18 protein-coding genes and 1 tRNA gene are annotated in these 17,240 nt (G+C 66.8%); 9 read left to right on the forward strand and 10 right to left on the reverse strand.

All coding sequences use genetic code 11. From position 1 onward, the window contains the following. Positions 1–14 precede the first annotated feature (14 nt). The gene (locus tag ACXN5S_RS05025) at positions 15–398 is read left to right on the forward strand and encodes a VOC family protein (RefSeq protein ID WP_458604307.1); all 384 of its coding nucleotides are present in this window, start codon (positions 15–17) and stop codon (positions 396–398) included. Positions 399–471: 73 nt separating this feature from the next. Here ACXN5S_RS05025 and ACXN5S_RS05030 read toward each other — a convergent pair whose 3' ends face one another. Continuing rightward, positions 472–915, reverse strand: a complete 444-nt coding sequence (locus tag ACXN5S_RS05030; RefSeq protein ID WP_458604308.1) for a type II toxin-antitoxin system RatA family toxin — start codon at positions 913–915, stop codon at positions 472–474. 115 nt (positions 916–1,030) lie between these two features. On the opposite strand from ACXN5S_RS05030, the gene hpt reads away from it, so the two are divergent. Together hpt and ACXN5S_RS05040 are read left to right on the forward strand one after the other, a co-directional pair. After that, positions 1,031–1,573, forward strand: a complete 543-nt coding sequence (gene hpt, locus ACXN5S_RS05035) for a hypoxanthine phosphoribosyltransferase (protein ID WP_458604309.1) — start codon at positions 1,031–1,033, stop codon at positions 1,571–1,573. After that, positions 1,570–1,758 (forward strand): hypothetical protein, encoded by a 189-nt coding sequence (locus ACXN5S_RS05040; RefSeq protein WP_458604310.1) that lies wholly within the window; start codon positions 1,570–1,572, stop codon positions 1,756–1,758. The genes hpt and ACXN5S_RS05040 overlap by 4 nt, the downstream gene beginning before the upstream one ends. 8 nt (positions 1,759–1,766) lie before the next feature. On the opposite strand, the gene ACXN5S_RS05045 is transcribed toward ACXN5S_RS05040, so the two are convergent. The 3 genes from ACXN5S_RS05045 to ACXN5S_RS05055 all read right to left on the reverse strand — a co-directional run bounded on the left by ACXN5S_RS05045 (position 1,767) and on the right by ACXN5S_RS05055 (position 5,315). After that, on the reverse strand, positions 1,767–3,140 hold the full coding sequence (locus ACXN5S_RS05045; protein WP_458604311.1) for a cytochrome P450: 1,374 nt from the start codon (positions 3,138–3,140) through the stop codon (positions 1,767–1,769). Beyond that, entirely contained in the window at positions 3,137–4,375 is a 1,239-nt protein-coding gene (locus tag ACXN5S_RS05050) for a hypothetical protein (RefSeq protein WP_458604312.1), read from the reverse strand. The genes ACXN5S_RS05045 and ACXN5S_RS05050 overlap by 4 nt, the downstream gene beginning before the upstream one ends. Before the next feature lie 193 nt (positions 4,376–4,568). Beyond that, positions 4,569–5,315 (reverse strand): cytochrome c biogenesis CcdA family protein, encoded by a 747-nt coding sequence (locus tag ACXN5S_RS05055; protein ID WP_458604313.1) that lies wholly within the window; start codon positions 5,313–5,315, stop codon positions 4,569–4,571. 230 nt (positions 5,316–5,545) lie between these two features. On the opposite strand from ACXN5S_RS05055, the gene ACXN5S_RS05060 reads away from it, so the two are divergent. Next, positions 5,546–7,213 carry a mechanosensitive ion channel family protein gene (locus ACXN5S_RS05060; protein ID WP_458604315.1) on the forward strand — a complete coding sequence of 556 codons (1,668 nt, stop codon included), beginning with the start codon at positions 5,546–5,548 and terminating at the stop codon, positions 7,211–7,213. Between the two features lie 94 nt (positions 7,214–7,307). Beyond that, positions 7,308–7,643: a hypothetical protein gene (locus ACXN5S_RS05065; protein ID WP_458604316.1), complete on the forward strand. Its 336-nt coding sequence runs from the start codon at positions 7,308–7,310 to the stop codon at positions 7,641–7,643. A gap of 149 nt (positions 7,644–7,792) precedes the next feature. On the opposite strand, the gene ACXN5S_RS05070 is transcribed toward ACXN5S_RS05065, so the two are convergent. Together ACXN5S_RS05070 and ACXN5S_RS05075 are read right to left on the reverse strand one after the other, a co-directional pair. Then, on the reverse strand, positions 7,793–8,014 hold the full coding sequence (locus ACXN5S_RS05070) for a hypothetical protein (protein WP_458604317.1): 222 nt from the start codon (positions 8,012–8,014) through the stop codon (positions 7,793–7,795). Between the two features lie 65 nt (positions 8,015–8,079). Beyond that, positions 8,080–11,733, reverse strand: coding sequence for a vitamin B12-dependent ribonucleotide reductase (locus ACXN5S_RS05075; protein ID WP_458604318.1), 3,654 nt, complete (start codon positions 11,731–11,733; stop codon positions 8,080–8,082). Positions 11,734–12,314: 581 nt separating this feature from the next. Between ACXN5S_RS05075 and ACXN5S_RS05080 the strand changes: the two genes are divergently transcribed. Beyond that, entirely contained in the window at positions 12,315–13,298 is a 984-nt protein-coding gene (locus ACXN5S_RS05080; RefSeq protein ID WP_458604319.1) for a hypothetical protein, read from the forward strand. Between the two features lie 10 nt (positions 13,299–13,308). On the opposite strand, the gene ACXN5S_RS05085 is transcribed toward ACXN5S_RS05080, so the two are convergent. From ACXN5S_RS05085 to pdxH, 4 genes are all read right to left on the reverse strand, one after another. Further along, positions 13,309–13,385, reverse strand: a tRNA-Pro gene (locus ACXN5S_RS05085). Positions 13,386–13,429: 44 nt separating this feature from the next. Then, positions 13,430–13,906: a DUF192 domain-containing protein gene (locus ACXN5S_RS05090; RefSeq protein WP_458604320.1), complete on the reverse strand. Its 477-nt coding sequence runs from the start codon at positions 13,904–13,906 to the stop codon at positions 13,430–13,432. Next, on the reverse strand, positions 13,885–14,412 hold the full coding sequence (locus tag ACXN5S_RS05095) for a cold-shock protein (RefSeq protein ID WP_458604321.1): 528 nt from the start codon (positions 14,410–14,412) through the stop codon (positions 13,885–13,887). The genes ACXN5S_RS05090 and ACXN5S_RS05095 overlap by 22 nt, the downstream gene beginning before the upstream one ends. Before the next feature lie 124 nt (positions 14,413–14,536). Further along, entirely contained in the window at positions 14,537–15,142 is a 606-nt protein-coding gene (gene pdxH, locus ACXN5S_RS05100) for a pyridoxamine 5'-phosphate oxidase (protein WP_458604322.1), read from the reverse strand. A gap of 132 nt (positions 15,143–15,274) precedes the next feature. Between pdxH and fabI the strand changes: the two genes are divergently transcribed. The 3 genes from fabI to gpt are packed head-to-tail and all read left to right on the forward strand — an operon-like array spanning position 15,275 to position 17,214. Next, positions 15,275–16,078: an enoyl-ACP reductase FabI gene (fabI, locus tag ACXN5S_RS05105; protein WP_458604323.1), complete on the forward strand. Its 804-nt coding sequence runs from the start codon at positions 15,275–15,277 to the stop codon at positions 16,076–16,078. Positions 16,079–16,088: 10 nt separating this feature from the next. After that, the gene (locus ACXN5S_RS05110; RefSeq protein ID WP_458604324.1) at positions 16,089–16,697 is read left to right on the forward strand and encodes a LysE family translocator; all 609 of its coding nucleotides are present in this window, start codon (positions 16,089–16,091) and stop codon (positions 16,695–16,697) included. 13 nt (positions 16,698–16,710) lie between these two features. Then, positions 16,711–17,214 carry a xanthine phosphoribosyltransferase gene (gene gpt / locus ACXN5S_RS05115; RefSeq protein WP_458604325.1) on the forward strand — a complete coding sequence of 168 codons (504 nt, stop codon included), beginning with the start codon at positions 16,711–16,713 and terminating at the stop codon, positions 17,212–17,214. Positions 17,215–17,240 lie beyond the last annotated feature (26 nt).

A 17,240-nucleotide genomic window follows, 5' to 3' on the forward strand; every position in this document is an offset into this window, starting at 1 on the left:
TGCTGGAGCCTGCCATGCCCGTCCTCGATGCCGTCGGCGTCTTCGCCCATGACCTGTCCGAAAGCACAGCGTTCTACGAGCTTCTCGGCTTCGTCTTCCCCGACGAGCCGATGAGCGAGCGGCATGTCGAAGGCAGCCTGCCCGGCGGCGAGGTGCGGGTGATGATCGACACGATCGAGCTGATCGAGAGCCTCCTCGGCGAGCCGCCCCGCGCCGGCAACGCCTCGGTCTTCGCCCTGCGCTGCGAGACCCCGGCGGAGGTCGACAGCCTCGTCGCCCGCATCGGCGCCGCCGGCCAGACCGTCAAGGTGCCCGCCTGGGACGCGCCGTGGGACCAGCGCTACGCGACCGTCGAAGACCCGGCAGGCCACCGGATCGACCTCTACGCGCCGCTCTGATCTCGCTTTTCTTCAAATATCCCGGGGGGCCGCAGGCGGGGGCAGCGCCCCCTCCAACCTCTCCACCCGGGGCTCAACCGTACAGCTGATGCGCCCGCTTCTCGAACGCGCGCACGATGGAGTTCATCGCCTCGGTGAAAAACAGCCCCGCTGCGCCCTGCAACAGGCGGTTCTTGAACTCGAAATCCACCTCGAAATGCACATCGCAGCCGCCCTCGGCCTCGCGAAACTCCCAGCGGCTGTCCATCTTCTTGAAAGGCCCGTCGATATAGGATGTGTCGATGGCCGATTGCTCGGGCCAGAGCACCACCTTGCTGCCGAAGCGTTCGCGAAACACGCGGAAGGAGACGATCAGATCGGCCAGCAGAATCTCGTGGTCGCCCTTGTCTTCGCGGCTGCGAATGCGGGCGGCGGCCGTCCATGGCAGGAATTCCGAATAGGCTTCGACATCGGCGACGAGGTCGTACATCTGGCGCGGGGTATACGGCAGGCGCCGGGTTTCGGAATGCTGGGTCATGCGGGCTCCTTCGCGGCCACATGAAGTCCGCCGCGGCGCGAAGTTCAAGGGTGAAGGGCCTCATCGCGGCATTTTGGCCTTGGCAAGCTGCGTCGCCCTGCCCCATGCATGGCGCATGAGCGACGCACCCCATTACGTCATCGACGAGATGATCTCCGCCAAGGCCATCGCCGCGCGGATCGAAGAGCTGGCCCGGTCGATCCGCCGGGAATTCGGCGACACTCCGCAGCTCGTTCTGGTCGGGCTGCTGCGCGGCTCGTTCGTGTTCATCGCCGATCTGGTGCGCGAACTCGACCTGCCGGTCGAGGTGGATTTCATTGAGGCCTCCTCCTACGGCGACGGCATGGAATCGAGCCGCGAGGTACGCATTCTGAAGGACCTGCGGTCCGGCATCGAAGGCCGCGACGTGCTGGTGGTGGAGGATATCGTCGACACCGGCCACACGCTCACCCATGTTGTGGGGATGCTGCGCTCACGCGGGCCAGCCCGGCTGAAGACCATCGCGCTGCTCGACAAGCCGACCCGGCGAGAGGTCGATTTCACCGCCGACTGGACAGGCTTTTCCATCCCCGACGAATTCGTCGTCGGCTACGGAATCGACTACGCGCAGCGCAATCGGAACCTGCCCTATATCGGCAAGGTGCGGTTTCCCAAATGAACCCGCTGCAATTCCTTCGCCTGGCCCACTGGGCCCGCCAGCCGCCCTCGAAACGGACGATCGCGGTGATCTTCGGCGCCGTCACCGTCTGCGCCCTGCTTTGGGGGATCGAGGCGATCTGGGGCTGGCCCGACTGGCTGACGACAAACGGCAGCGGGCGCCGGGGGCCGATGGTTCGGCCGTAGCGCCGGGGCTACTCCGGCTGCTCTCGGCTCTCGTCTCGCTCCCGCAGCTCCAGCCAGATGCCGTCCTTCGCCCGAACCGTCAGATGCGCGACTGGCACCGGCACCCGGCCCTCCACGACGCCTAGCTCGACGCGCGCAAGGATGGCCGTCAGCAGCAGCACGCCTTCGGCCATCGCGAAGCCCGCTCCGGTGCAAACGCGCGGCCCCGCCGAGAACGGCATGTAGGCATTGCGCGCGCTCGCCTTTCCCTCCGCCGTCTGCCAGCGGGCGGGGTCGAAGGCATCGGGCCGTTCCCAAAGCCGCTCGTGCCGGTGCAGATGCCAGGCAGACAGAACGATCTGGCTGCCCCGCCGCACCGGCCGGTCGCGGAACGTCTCCTCCTGCAGAGTCTCACGCACCATCATCGGCACTGGGGGGTAAAGCCGGAGCGTCTCGCGAAAGATATCTCGCGTGTCCTTCAGGCGGGAAAGACCTGAGAACGCACCAGAAAATTCCCGCGCTTCCGCCGCGGCCCGCGCCTGCCACTCCGGGTTCGCCGCCAGCAGCCACAGCGCCCAGCCCAGGGCAGACGCGCTGGTCTCGTGCCCGGCGAGGAAGAAGATCGCCACCTGATCGACCATTTCCTCCTTCGAGAACAGCTCGCCGGTCACCGGGTCGCGCGTCGTCATGATCTTGGTGGCAAGATCGTCCGGCGCCGTGCCGGCGGCGATCTCGGCGGCCCGTTCCTCTGTCAGCCGGGTGATCAGTGCCCGGATCTCGCGCGCCGTTGTCCGGGCGGCGCGGCTGTGAAAGCGCGGCACCCAACCCGGCAGAGGCACGAAGGCGGCCAGGTTGAGGATCGGCTGCGCCCGCTGGTGGGCCCGGAACTTGGCGAACACCTGCGCCGCCACCTCATGTTCGATCGGAATCGAGAACAGCGTGCGGAAGATGATATCCGCCGCCGCGAAGCTCGCCTCCGCCTCGATCTCCACCGGCCCGCCCCCGGCCTTTGCCGCCAGCCGTGCCGCCGCCGCCTCGGCCGCCGCCCGCATGGCGGGAAAGGTGTCCTTCAGCCGCCCGCCCTCGAAAGCCGGGTCGATGATCCGCCGCTGCCGCTTCCAGGTCGCGCCATTGGTGAGGAAAACGGAGTTGCCCAGCAGCGGGCGCAACCCCTCGCCGATGCGGGTCGATTTGGGGAAGTCATCGGGCCGTGCCTTCAGCACCAGGTCGATCAGCCCAGGGTCATTGGCGAGGTACGAGCGGAAGAACGGCGTGCGAAACTCCGCCATCCAGGCCCGGTATAGCCGCGCCGGCTGGGCCGAAAGGATGTCGGCCCGGAAGAGCCGCAGGTAGCGCCAGAGCGAGACCTTCCCCGGCCGCGACGCCGGCTTCGGCGGGATCACGGCGCGACCGAGGTGTATTTCGACGCGGCCACGTCGATGCGCGTCTTGCTGGGCGCCCGGCCCGCATAGCGCGCCGCCAGCGTATGCGGGCCGGCGGTGATGCGGAAGTAGTCGTAATCGCCGGGGCGGTCGAAGGCGCAGAGGTACTGGAAGTGCAGGCGGAAGAAGCGCCAGCGCAGCTCGGCCCACCGCTCGGCGCTCAGCGTCTGCGTAAAGGCGGCGGAGATGACCAGCGGCCAGCGCTTGCCCTCCGGCGCCACCCCGGAGACGGCGACGGGGTCGCAGAGCGCGAAGGCACAGCCGTCGCCCGGGGCGGTCACGTCGAGCCAGAAGAGCTCGTCCCGGGTGGAGAGGAAGGCGAGGTCCGCCCTGAGCCGCCACGCCCGCGGCAGGAAGGAGACCATCGGCACCACCTGCCCCAGCGACAGGAAGGACAGCGTCGGCCCGTCCGCCCTGCCCTCGCCGTTCCGGATCAGGTCCGCCAGGATCGAGACGGCGAGGTAGGAGCCGGAGGAATGGCCGACGACGAGCACCTCGTCGACATCGCTCCACAGCGCCTCGGCGATGCGCGCGCAGAACGCCTCCAGCCGCGCCTCCAGCTCCGGCGGGTAGGCGCCGCGGAGGCCCGCGGAATGGGCGTAGTCGTGCATCAGGTAATAGGCGTAGATCCTGCCGTCCTTCGCCTTGAACCAGCGCAGCACGAGCAGTGCCACCACCAGCAGCACCGGCCAGAACGCCACCGGCCCGAGCGGCGGCCAAAGCGCCCGCGCCCCCCAGGCGGCCAGCGCCCCCAGCGCCCAGCCCAACGCCAGCGCCACCAGCAGCTGCAGGATCAGTGCTCCCACAGGGTAGAGCGCGGCGATCACCGGCCCTTTGCGCATCCACATCAGCCGGCGCAGCGTGCCGGTGGAGATGTAGATCCACGCCGTCTTCAGCATTTGCCAATAGGTCGCCCCGATCGAGCCCGGCATGGAATCGCGCACGATGTCCGACCAGACGAGCACCTCGACATCCGCTTCGGTCTCGCCCCCCTCCATCGCGCCCGCGACATGCCAGCCATAGGCCGCGGCGCCCGGCGGTTTGGGGCTGAGAGCGATCTGATAGCCCGAAATCTCCGCCTGCGCGGCGCCCTCCTTGCGGTAGAGCTCACGGTAGCGGCGCGGGTGAATCGGATCGTAGCCGGGGATGTAGAACACCCGCCGCCGCCTCACCTGCCCTGGCCGACCCTCTGTCATGCCCGCAGGTTAGATCGCATTTTCGGCAAAATTAAGCCGCCCGCCCCCCGTCACACCGCGCAAAACAGGCGCCGCCCCCGATCCCGGCCGAGCGCGGCCAGCGCCCCCCTGTCTTTGCTCAGATAAAATCCTCGGGGGGGCTGCCGCAGGCGGCGGGGGGCAGACAGCCCCCCTCCCACGCCGAAGGCCGCGCTCAGCCCACCGCGCCGAGCGCCGGGAAGGTCTCGAGCAGCCACCAGGAGAAGGCGGTGAACTGCCCGGTCAGCATCAGCAGTCCCACCGTCCAGAGCAGCAGGCCGGAGATCTTCTCGATCCGCCCCATATGCCGCTTCATCGCCGCCATCACGCCCTTCAGCCGCGGGAAGAAGGCGGCGACCAGCAGGAAGGGGATGCCGAGCCCCAGCGCATAGGCCGCCAGCAGCGCCGTGCCGCGGGCGACAGAGGCTTCGCCAGCCGCCAGCCCCAGGATCGCGCCGAGGACGGGGCCGAGGCAGGGCGTCCAGCCGAAGGCGAAGGCGAGGCCGAGCAGATAGGCCCCGAAGGCGCCGCCTTGGCCCTCGGCCTCGATGCGCGCCTCACGGTCGAGAAAGGGGATGCGAAAGATGCCGAGGAAATGCGCGCCGAAGATCATGATGGTCACGCCGGCGAGCGAGGTGAACCACTCCTGATAGGTCAGGAACAGCCGCCCGATGGCCGAGAAGGTGAAGCCGAGCAGCAGGAAGACCGTCGAGAGCCCCAGCACGAAGAACACCGCCGCCAGGAACACCCGCCCCCGGGCGCGGCCTTCCATCTCGGTCACCGAGACGCCGCCCATATAGGCGAGATACGGCGGCACGATGGGCAGCACGCAGGGCGAGAGAAACGACAGCACCCCGCCCAGAAGCGCCACGAAGGCGGCGGGCAGGATTGAGGCGTCTAGAATGGCGGCGGCGTCGAGCATGCGGTCGACCTAGCCGGTTCCGCAGCCGCCGTCACGGGGCGATCGGTCACGGGCGCGGGAGGGGCCGTGCGGCGCAGCGTCGCCCGCCGGCGCCGGCCCGCGCCAGGCCCCGGGGTCATCCAAACAGTCGACAGCCCTCCACAAGGCGCTAGGTGATGGCGCACGCCGCTCTCTATCCCGTGATCGCGGGCCAACAGAGCGGCCTCTGCGGCAAAGGGAGACCCACGACGATGATCCGAGACCTTCGCGCCCGGCTGGCCCTTCTTCTGCTCGCGCCCCTGCTCTGGTGCGCTCTGGCCCTCTCCTCCGCCGCGCAGGACAGCGGGCCCACGGTCTTCGAGGCCGATGCGCTCAACACCGGCATGCCGGCGCCCGTGGATCTGATCGACCGCAGCACCCCGCAATCGACGATGGAGAGCTTTCTCGCCCTCGCCGATCTGGAAAACTGGGAGCAGGCGGCGCAGATGCTTGACCTCTCCGAATTGCCGCCCGAGGCGCAGCCGCAGAGCGGCGCGATGCTCGCGCAGATGCTGCAGGACATTCTGAAGCGCAAAGTGCTGATCGACTGGGCCGATCTCGTCGACCGGCCCGATGCCATGCTCACCAATGCACAGAGCGAGAACCCCATGGCCGGGGTGGCGCGCCGCTCGATCCTGCTCGACGTGATGGAGATGGACGACCACACGGTCGAGCTGCGGCTCGACCGGATGCAGGCCCCGGACAGCGACCCCATCTGGCTCGTCTCGCGCCGCTCGGTGCGCGACTTGCCCGAGCTGCACCGTCTTTACGGCCCCACCAAGCTCGAGATGGATCTGCCCGAGGCGCTGCGCCAGGACACGTCCTTCGGGCTGATGGTGTGGGAGCTGATCGGCCTGCCGCTCGTCATCCTCGGCGCGGCGCTGGCCGGCTGGCTCACCAGCAAGCTGCTGAAGATCGCCGCAAAGCACACGCCCGGCTTCATCGCGCGCGGGGTGATACGGGCGATCCGCTGGCCGCTGATCATCTTCATTGTCACCTGGGTGATCTCTGTCCTTACCCAGAACTTCTTCGTCTTCTCCGGCCAGGTGGAACTCGTCGTCGGCCCGCTGACGATCATCGGCTATACCGTGGCCGCGCTTGTCTTCCTGCTCAATGGCGTTGATGCGATTCTCGACAGGGTCGCCCCGCTCGACGGGCTGGAGGTGAACGACGCGCGGCAAGGCGAGCTGCGCGATTATGCCACGCGCATCACCACGATCCGCCGGGTGCTGATCGTCGTGATCGTCGTTGTCGGCTTCGGGATCGTGCTCAGCCAGACCGAGCTATTCCGCGGCTTCGGCCTGTCGATCCTCGCCTCTGCCGGGGCCATCACCCTGATCTTCGGCTTCGCGGCCCGGCAGGTGCTGGGCAACATCCTTGCCAGCCTGCAGATCGCGCTGAACCAGTCGGCCCGCATCGGCGACAAGATCCTCTACAACGACCAGCTCTGCTATGTGGAGCGCATCAATTTCACCTTCGTCCAACTGAAGATCTGGACGGGCGAGCGCCTTGTCGTGCCGGTCAGCGAGTTCATCTCCGAGCCCTTCCAGAACTGGGTGATGGTCGACATGAAGATGGTCCGCCTCATCCCGCTGAAGCTGACCCACACCGCCGATATCGAAGCGTTGCGCAGCGCCTTCTTCGAGATCGTCGACGGGATGGATGCCGACGACTTTCAGGATCGCGACCAGCACAAGGTGATGGTCACGGGCCATGACGTGTTCGGCCCCGAGGTGACCTTCTGCCTTGCCTGCGCCAATGCCGACACGGCCTGGTCGCTGTCGTGCGAGGTGCGCGAGAAGCTGCTGGCGCGCGGCAAGGAGATGGAGGCTGACGGGGCAAAGGTGTTCCCGCAGGCGAACCCGGCGGAGGGGGCGTAGCAGCCACACTTCGGGCCAGTCGTGATGAACATTCTGGCGCGCCCCGTGCGTTGGCCCCTTACATGCTGACACTCACCACGACAGGAGGACGCACATGCCAGCCCAGATCATCGCCTGGCTGATCCTCGTGCCCTTCACGCTGGTCTTCCTCTACGCAGGCATCCACGAATACCTGCGCCACAAGTCGGACGGGAAGGCGAACTACGGCCTGAACTACGACGAGGAGACGGGCACGACCTTCGTCACCGGCATCGCCGAACACGAAGAAGCCTACCAGATCGAAGATTACGACCCCGCCAGCTACAAAGACCCGACCTTCGCAGGGGCCTCTGACGACAGCGAAAGCGGCGAGGCGAACGGCGGGTCCGAAGACAGCGCTGAGGATGCCAGCGAAGACCGCCGGGCCAGCGCTGCCACACGTGAGGCCTGACCCTCCAACCTGCGAGCAAAGAAAAAGGCGCCCCGTGGGGCGCCTGTGAGTTTCGCTGACCGGGCTCGATTGTCGTTACCGCTCGAGGTTGTCTGCCTGCGGCCCGGCCGACGTTCCCCCCAGGTGGCGCACGCATGCGCCGGGGAAGCTCAGTTCTTCACCGCCACCTCGTAGAGGTCGACATAGCGGCCATGGACGCGCCAGTCCGGCGCGGCCTCGCCCCAGAGGAGCGGGGTGACCACGTCCTCTGGCTCTTCGCTCTCGAAGGCGAAGGTCTCGCCCTCTTCCAGCCAGCCGCGCACGGCCTTGGCGGGGGGCGAGACATAGGCGATGCGCGCGCCCGAGGCGAGGGTCATGAGCGGCGCCGACACGGCGACGCTTCGCCCTCCTCCGGTAAACCGGCCATTGACCATCGTGCGCATCGCCCTGCCCTCCCTTAGCTGCAGCCGGATGTCCCGCCGCAGGTGTTGCACTTCATGCAGGTGCCGTTGCGCACCAGCGTGTAGTTGCCGCATTCGCCGCAGGGGTCGCCCTCGTAGCCCTGCATGCGGGCCTTGTCGCGGGCGGAGATCTGCGTCGTGGCCGCCAGCGTGGTGGTGCTGGCCTCGATGCCCGAGAGGCTCTGGCCGGAGAGGCTTTGCGCCGCCCCGCCATTGGTGCCGCTCAGCGCCACCGATGCCCCGCCCTGCAGAACCGTCAGCTCCTGCGGCAGGCGCTTGCGCAGATAGCCGGTGGAGCTGATCTGCTTGAGCACTTCGAGGCTCTTGTACGCGGCTGTTTCGGTGACCGGGGCGAGGTTGGCATTCTCGGTCGCCTCTTCGCCATGCCCGATCGAGTCGAAGCTGGCGCCCTCGGGCTTCACATGAGCCAGGTCCGTGCGGTCGAGGTAAGAGACCGCCAGCTCACGGAAGATGTAGTCGAGGATCGAGGTTGCCGACTTGATGGCCTCGTTGCCCTGCACCATGCCCGCGGGCTCGAACTTCGTGAAGGTGAAGGCGTCGACGAACTCCTCCAGCGGCACGCCGTATTGCAGGCCGACCGACACCGCGATGGCGAAGTTGTTCATCATGGCGCGGAAGCCGGCGCCCTCTTTGTGCATGTCGATGAAGATCTCGCCGAGCGAGCCGTCGCCGTATTCGCCGGTGCGAAGGTACACCTTGTGGCCGCCGACGATGGCCTTTTGCGTGTAGCCCTTGCGGCGCTGGGGCATCTTCTCGCGGTGGCTGCGCACAACCTCCTTCACGATGACCTTCTCGACGATCTTCTCGGCCAGAACCTGAGCGCGAGCCTGCGGGGTGCCGTTTTCCAGCACCTCTTCGGCCTCCTCGTCATCCTCGATCAGGGCCGAGGCGAGCGGCTGGCTGAGCTTGGAGCCATCGCGGTAGAGCGCGTTGGCCTTCACGCCGAGGCTCCAGGACAGCTCGTAGGCCTTCTGGCAATCTTCGATGCTGGCGTGGTTGGCCATGTTGATCGTCTTCGAGATGGCGCCGGAGATGAAGCTTTGCGCCGCCGCCATCATGGTGATGTGGCTGTTGACCGAGAGGTACCGCTTGCCCTTCTTGCCGCAGGGGTTGGCGCAGTCGAACACGCTGAGGTGCTCGTCCTTCAGATGCGGCGCGCCTTCCAGCGTCATCGTGCCGCACACCCAGTCGTTCGCGGCTTCCACATCGGCTTTCGAGAAGCCGAGGTGCTTGAGCAGGTCGAAGGTTGGGTCGGCCAGCTTGGCGGCGGGGATGCCGAGCGTCTCGCGGCAGAAGGCCTCGCCCAGCGTCCACTGATTGAAGACGAAGCGGATGTCGAAGGCGCTCGGCAGCGCCGCCTCGATCTTGTCAAGCTCCGCCTGGCCGAAGCCGTGGCCGACGAGCGCCGTGTGGCTGAGCGCCGGCGCATCGGCGAGCGATTTGCGGCCCACGGCGTAGTCGATCATCTCCTGGATCTGCACGGAGGAGTAGCCGAGCCGCTCCAGCGCCGCCGGAACCGAGCGGTTGATGATCTTGAAGTAGCCGCCGCCGGCGAGCTTCTTGAACTTCACCAGCGCGAAGTCCGGCTCGATGCCCGTCGTGTCGCAATCCATCACGAGGCCGATCGTGCCGGTCGGCGCGATGACGGAGACCTGCGCGTTGCGGTAGCCGTGCTTCTCGCCGAGCTGCAGCGCCTCGTCCCAGGCCTTCTCGGCCAGCTGGCGCAGGCGCGGGTCGGGGCAGTTGCCGTGGTCGAGCGCGACCGGCTTCACCGCGAGGTTCTCGTAGCCCTCGGTCTTGCCGTGGGCGGCGGTGCGGTGGTTGCGGATGACGCGCAGCATGTGCTCGGCATTGCGCTTGTAGCCGGCGAAGGCGCCGAGCTCACCGGCCATCTCGGCCGAGGTGGCATAGGCGGTGCCGGTCATGATCGCCGTCAGGGCGCCGGCCATCGCGCGGCCGCCGTCGCTGTCGTAGCTCAGCCCCATGTTCATCAGCAGGCCGCCGATGTTGGCATAGCCGAGGCCGAGGGTGCGGAAGTCATAGGACAGCCGGGCGATTTCCTCGCTCGGGAACTGCGCCATGGCGACCGAGATCTCCAGCGTCACCGTCCAGAGGCGGGTGGCGTGGATGTAGCGCTCGACAGCGAATTCATCGCCATCGAGGAAGGTCAGCAGGTTCATCGAGGCCAGGTTGCAGGCCGTATCGTCGAGGAACATGTATTCCGAGCACGGGTTGGAGCCGCGGATCGGGCCGTCCTCCGGGCAGGTGTGCCAGGCGTTGACGGTATCGTGGAACTGGATGCCCGGGTCGGCGCAGGCCCAGGCGGCGTGGCCGATCTTGTCCCAGAGCTCCCGGGCTGGAACGGTCTTGGCGACCTCGCCCGTCGTGCGGTTGATCAGCTGCCAGTCGGCATCGTCCTGCACGGCCTTGAGGAAGGCATCGGTGACGCGGATCGAGTTGTTGGAGTTCTGGCCGGAGACGGAGGAATAGGCCTCGCTGTCCCAATCGGTGTCGTAGGTGGGGAACTCGATGCTGTCGTGACCCTGCCGCGCGTAGTCGAGCACGCGCTTGATGTAGGTCTCGGGGATCGAGTCGCGCTTGGCCTGGCGGATGGCGTCCTTCAGGGCCGCGTTCACGGCCGGGTCGTAGGCGTCCTCGACCTTGCCGTCCCACGCCTTGATGGCGGCGAAGATGCCGTTGAGGCGCTTCTCGTGCATCTTGGAGCCGGCGACGAGGGCCGCGACCTTCTGCTCTTCGAGCACCTTCCACTCGATGAACTGCTCGATATCGGGGTGGTCGGCATCGACGATCACCATCTTCGCGGCGCGGCGCGTGGTGCCGCCCGACTTGATGGCGCCGGCAGCGCGGTCACCGATCTTGAGGAAGCCCATGAGGCCAGAGGATTTGCCGCCGCCCGACAGTGCCTCGCCCTCGCCGCGCAGCGACGAGAAGTTGGTGCCGGTGCCGGAGCCGTATTTGAACAGGCGCGCCTCGCGCACCCACAGATCCATGATGCCGCCCTCATTGACGAGGTCGTCCTCCACCGACTGGATGAAGCAGGCATGCGGCTGCGGGCGCTCGTAGGCCGAGGAGGATTTCTCCACCTTGCCGGTCTTTTCGTTGACGAAGCTGTGGCCCTGCGCCGGCCCGTCGATGCCATAGGCCCAGTGCAGGCCGGTGTTGAACCATTGCGGCGAGTTCGGCGCGGCCACTTGCGCGGCCAGCATGTGGCGCATCTCGTCGTAATAGGCGCGGGCATCTTCCTCGACGGTGAAATAGCCGCCCTTCCAGCCCCAATAGGCCCAGGCGCCGGCCAGACGGTCGAAGACCTGGCGGGCAGAGGTTTCACCGCCCATCTCGGCGCCTTCGGCCGGGACAGAGCGCCACAGGAATTCCGGCACGTTCTTCTCGCGCACCCGCTTGAGCTTGCTGGGCACGCCGGCCTTGCGGAAGTATTTTTGGGCAATGACGTCAGAGGCAACCTGGCTCCAGGCTGCGGGGACTTCGCATTCGTCCAGCTTGAAGACGACCTTGCCATCGGGATTGCGGATTTCCGACGTGGTGAGGCGGAACTCGATGCCGTCGTAGGCGTCGTTCCCTGCTTCGGTGAACATGCGGTCGATTTTCATTCCCAGCCTCTTCTCGCTAGCGGGCGTTCGGCGCCCGTCTGATCCCCAATGTCGTGCGCAGGCTTGACCCGCGCTGTTCGGCGTGTGGCGAGAGGGGGACGACACCGGGGCCGGCCACGACGATGGCCCTGCCCGATTGGGCCCTATACCGGCCCTGATCTCTCGATGTACGGGGTGTCCCCTGCCTCACCAGCTGCCACAACATTTAGTGTGTGGCCCGCCGACGGATACAAACTGGCCGTATCGGGCGGCCAAGGTCAACGGCTTTTTTGCCGAGCTTGAGGGCAATTTTGGCTTGACCAGACTTGGCCCGACTTCTTCCAGAGTCGCTCCAGACTTCTCCACAGGCGTGGGCCGAAAACTGTGGATGGCGAGAAACCAAAGTAGCTCAGGCGTTTGCGGCGAGACCCTGAGGCGATGCTTGCAAGCCGTGGGGGCGCAACACAACCCCTAGTGTGGAGCGCACATATTCTGGGCACCTATAGAGGGTGGTGGCGAGCGTTGCCGGAAAACCATATCTGGTTGCAGCGGGCGCGTGGCGAGACAGATTCGCCGGCGCACCCACCCCCGGGGAGGATGCCGTGACCGGCGAGCTCATCTTGCACATCGGCCAGCCGAAGACCGGCACCACTGCCCTGCAGGCCGCGCTGACCGCTTGGCGGCCAAGGCTCGCAACCGCCGGCTTCGCCTATCCGCAAACCCCGATCTGGCGAGACAGCCACCACGCGCTGGTGCCCGCGCTGGTAGGGCTGGAGCATTGCCCGGCGTACATCACCGAACGGTTGGGCCCCGATCCACTCGCGACCTCCGAACAGGCGCTGGGGGCGGCGCTGGCGGAGTTCGCCGCGTCCGGCGCCCGCAGCCTGATCCTGTCCAGCGAGGCCCTGTTCTCGGCCCGCAGCGAAGCGGCCTTCGCCCGGGTCCGCGCCGTGATGGCGCGATTCGAGCGGGTGCGGGTGCTGGCCTGGCTGCGGGCGCCGGGGGATTTCCTCGCGGCGAGCCTCTCCACCCAGCTGCAGGCCTTCCAGCCGGCCGAGGCGCCGCCCGTCGATGCCCGCCGCGCGGCGCTGGAGCCCTACCTCTCCACCCCGGCCAAGCTGGTCATCCGCCCCTTCGAGCGCGAGCACCTGGCCGGCGGTAATGTCGTCTCTGATTTCGCGGCGATCACCGGGGCGCCGCTCCGCCCCGTCTCGTCGGGCCGGAACGCACGGCTGAGCGCCGAGGCGCTGGCGCTCTGCGAGCAGCGCGTCCATGCCGGCGGTCGGCTAACACCGGGCCAGCTCGCCTGGCGCGAGGCGCTGCGCCGGGCAGACCGGCTGCTGCCGGGCAAGCCGGCCCGGCTGACCCGGCAAATGGAAGAGGCCGTACTGCGCGGCACCGTTGATCTGCAATGGCTGAATAAGACACTAGGGTTCAGCTTTGACGGGGTCGACCTGGCCCGCGCCGGCACCGAGCCGGGCGCGCCCTTCGCCACAGGCACACCAGTCGCGCAGATCCTGCAGCTCGACGCCCGGCGCCAGCGCCGGCTCGCCGCCATGATGGCGCCGCTGGGCTGGCTTGGCTGAGAGGTAAGGATGGTCGGGGCGGCAGGATTCGAACCTGCGACCCTCTGCTCCCAAAGCAGATGCGCTACCAGGCTGCGCTACGCCCCGACATGGCCGCCCTCATAGCCAAGCGGGCGGCAATTGCAAAGCTGTCAGTCGCAGGCGAGCACGGCCTCGTCGCCGAGCACCGGGTGGGCCATGTGGTCGCCCTCCTCAATGCCCAAGCGGCTGGCCATGCCGCCGTTGATCTCCAGCACGTATTGCACGCCTTGGCCGCCGTCGATGGTGGTCTCGTCCAGCGGCACCGCGCGCTCGTGCAGGCGGGTGAGCGTGCCTGTTTCGTCGAAGAACAGCATGTCGAGCGGGATGAGCGTGTTGCGCATCCAGAAGGTCGCATGCGTGGGCGCCTCATAGACGAACAGCATGCCTTCGAGCGCGCCCATTTCTGGCACGTTCATCAGCCCCTGCGAGCGCTCCGCCGGCTCATCCGCGATCTGCGCGGAAAAGCTGGCCTGCCCCCAGTCGCCTTTGACGATTACCTTGTTATCTGAACAGCTTACAGCGTGAGCTGCATGTCCCATGACCATCAGGCCGAGCGTGAGCCCGGCTAGTTGTTGGCCGAATCCCATGGCAAAACCTCCGTCGCCATCCGGCCGCGTTTGCCGTCGATCACTCGCAGGCACACCGCTTCGCCGGGCAATAGGTCGGCGAGGCCCGATTTGCGCAGAACCTCGACGTGAATGAACACATCGTCGCTGAGGCCGAAGACATTGGCAAATCCAAAACCCTTGCCCTTGTCGAACCACTTCACGCGGGCCGGCTCCATGGGGCGCGCGGCGAGCTCGTCTGGGTCCATCTCGGCAAGATCCGACAGCACAGCCGTCACAGGCCCGGCCGGCGGGCTGATCGACGTGATCTCGATCGCCTGCATGCCCCGCTCTGTCTGCTGGACGCGCAAGGAAATGCGCGAGCCGTCAGCAACGGAGCTTTGCCCGTAATTACGCAACACATTGGCGTGCAGCAGAATATCCGGCCCGCCTTCGTCGGATATGACGAAGCCAAACCCCTTGGCAGGGTCAAACCATTTGACCTGGCCTTCCAGCTCAGGCCGTTCGCCCGCGTCCCTATCTGTCATTCTTGGTCCCCGACAGCGTTCGAGCGGAAATGGCCCCCCGATCCGCTTGCGGGAGCAAACTGACCTGTTCCGTGCTTTAATTTCAACCCCCTTAGCGGGGGTAAAATTTCGCGAAGCGTGAATTTCAGGGGTTCAGGCGCGAGATTGACCAGTCATTTTCGCCCTCTTCGCGCGTCCAGCGGAACCTATCGTGCAGCCGGTGCGCCCCGTCGGCCCAGAACTCGATCTCGACCGGCGTCAGACGGAAGCCCCCCCAGAAAGGCGGGCGCTCCGGGTCTGCCCCCTGCTTAAGGCCGACCTTGGCCACCTCGGCCATCAGGGCGCCGCGGCTCGCGAGGGGGCGCGACTGCTGCGAGGCCCAGGCGCCCAGCCGGCTTTGCAGGCCGCGCGAGCGGTAATAGGCGTCGGCCTGTGGGCCGTCCTCACGCACCACCGGGCCGCGGGCGCGGATCTGCCGGCCGAGCGACTTCCAGTGCATTACGAAGGCCGCCTGCGGATTGGCCGCCAGCTCCTGCCCCTTGGCGCTTTCGTAATTGGTATAGAAAACGAAGGCGTTCGCCTCGATTTCCTTCAGCAGAACCATGCGGACATTTGGCAGCCCGTCGCTATTCGCCGTGGCCAGCGCAATGGCATTGGCATCGCGCGGCTCGCTCTTTTCGGCCTCTGCCAGCCACTCCCGCGCCAGGGCGAAAGGGTCGTCGCCCGCGAAAATGCCGCCTCGTTCGCTCATGTGAGCCTCCCTATCGCCTTGGTGTGCCCCCGTTTCCGCGGGTCCGGGGCTGTGCTCGCGCGCAGCCTTGATGCAGGTGTGGTGATCGCCTAGAGGATGTGGACGGGCTGCAGCAAGTACAAGTGAGGCGAGATGGCAGAGGGATTAATGGCGGGCAAACGCGGCCTGATCATGGGGCTCGCCAATGACAAGTCGATCGCCTGGGGGATCGCCAAGGCCCTGGCAGAGGCGGGCGCAGAACTGGCCTTCTCGTATCAGGGCGAAGCGCTGAAGAAGCGCGTCGGCCCGCTCGCCGAATCCCTCGGCTCCGATTTCGTGCATGAATGCGACGTGGGCGACGATGCCTCGATCGATGCGCTCTTCGAGGCGCTCGACGAGCGCTGGGACGGGATAGACTTTATCGTTCACGCCATCGCCTTCTCTGACAAGAACGAGCTGCGCGGCCGCTATATCGACACCAGCCGCGACAATTTCCGCGTCTCGATGGACATCTCGGTCTATTCCTTCACCGCCGTCGCCCGCCGCGCCGCCGCCCGCATGAGCGAAGGCGGCTCGATGCTGACGCTCACCTATTACGGCTCGGAAAAGGTGATGCCGCATTACAATGTGCAGGGTCTCGCCAAGGCCGCGCTGGAAGCCAGCGTGCGCTATATGGCCGAAGATCTCGGCAAGGACGGCATCCGCGTCAATTCCATCTCGGCCGGCCCGATCAAGACGCTGGCGGCCAGCGGCATCGGTGATTTTCGCTACATCCTGAAGTGGAACGAGTACAACTCGCCGCTGCGCCGCAATGTCACCACCACCGATGTGGGCAAATCGGCGCTGTACCTGCTTTCTGATATGGGCTCGGGCGTCACCGGTGAGTGCCTGCATGTCGATGCCGGCTATCATGTGGTTGGCATGAAGGCAGTCGACGCGCCCGATATCGAGACGTGACGGCGGCCTCGTGACGGGCGCCGCCTTCCTCACCATTCTGCTCGTCCATCTCGCCGCGGCAATCTCGCCCGGCCCGTCTTTCCTCGTCTCGGTGCGCACCGCGGCGACGGAGGGGTTTGGCACGGCGGCCGCGCTGGCGCTCGGCTTCGGTATCGGGGCGGCGCTCTGGGCCACGGCCGCCATGGCCGGTCTGGCGCTTTTGTTCGAGCTGGTGCCGGCGCTCTTCACCGGCCTCAAGCTGGTCGGCGGGCTGGTGTTGATCTGGATCGCCCTGCAGATCTGGCGCCATGCGAAAGACCCACTGGATATCGCCGGGGCGCAGCCACGCTCGCCCGGCGCCGCCGTCAGGCTCGGCCTTGTGACCTTCGTCTCCAACCCGAAGCCTGCCGTGTTCTTCGGCGCGGTCTTCGTGGGGCTGGTGCCGCATGACACGCCGCTGGCCTGGCGCGCCGCCATCGTGGCCGGCATCTTCCTCAACGAGACGCTGTGGTATCTGTTCACCGCGCGCGTCTTCTCGCTGCCCCGTGCCCGCCATGCCTATCTGAAGCTGAAAGCCGGGCTCGACCGGGCCTTCGGGCTTGCTTTGGCGGGCCTGGGGCTGAAAATAGCCTTCACCTGACGGAGAATAACCGATGGCTGCCGATCGTCTGCCCCATGAAAAGGGCTTCCACGTCTCATGGGACCAGCTGCACCGCGACGCCCGGGCGCTCGCCTGGCGGCTCGACGGGCGGGGGCCGGAAGGCGGCTGGCGCGCCGTGGTGGCCATCACCCGCGGCGGCATGGCGCCGGCGATGATCGTGGCGCGCGAGCTCGACATCCGCACCGTCGATACGATCAGCGTCAAAAGTTACGATCACCAGACGCAGGCCAACACCAAGGTTCTGAAGACCCCCGATGCCGAGCTGATGGGCGACGGCACCGGCATCCTCGTCGTCGATGACCTCGTCGATTCCGGTAAGACGCTGGAAGTGGTGCGCGGACTCTACCCCAATGCCCATTTCGCCACCGTCTATGCCAAGCCCAAGGGCGAACCGATGGTGGATACCTTCATCACCGGCGTCAGCCAGGACACCTGGATCTTCTTCCCCTGGGACATGGCCCTGCAATACGTCGAGCCCTATCGCGGCACGGATTGAGCCATTGGCCCGCAGGGGCAGATCCG

Source organism: Pseudoroseicyclus sp. H15, from assembly GCF_054353345.1.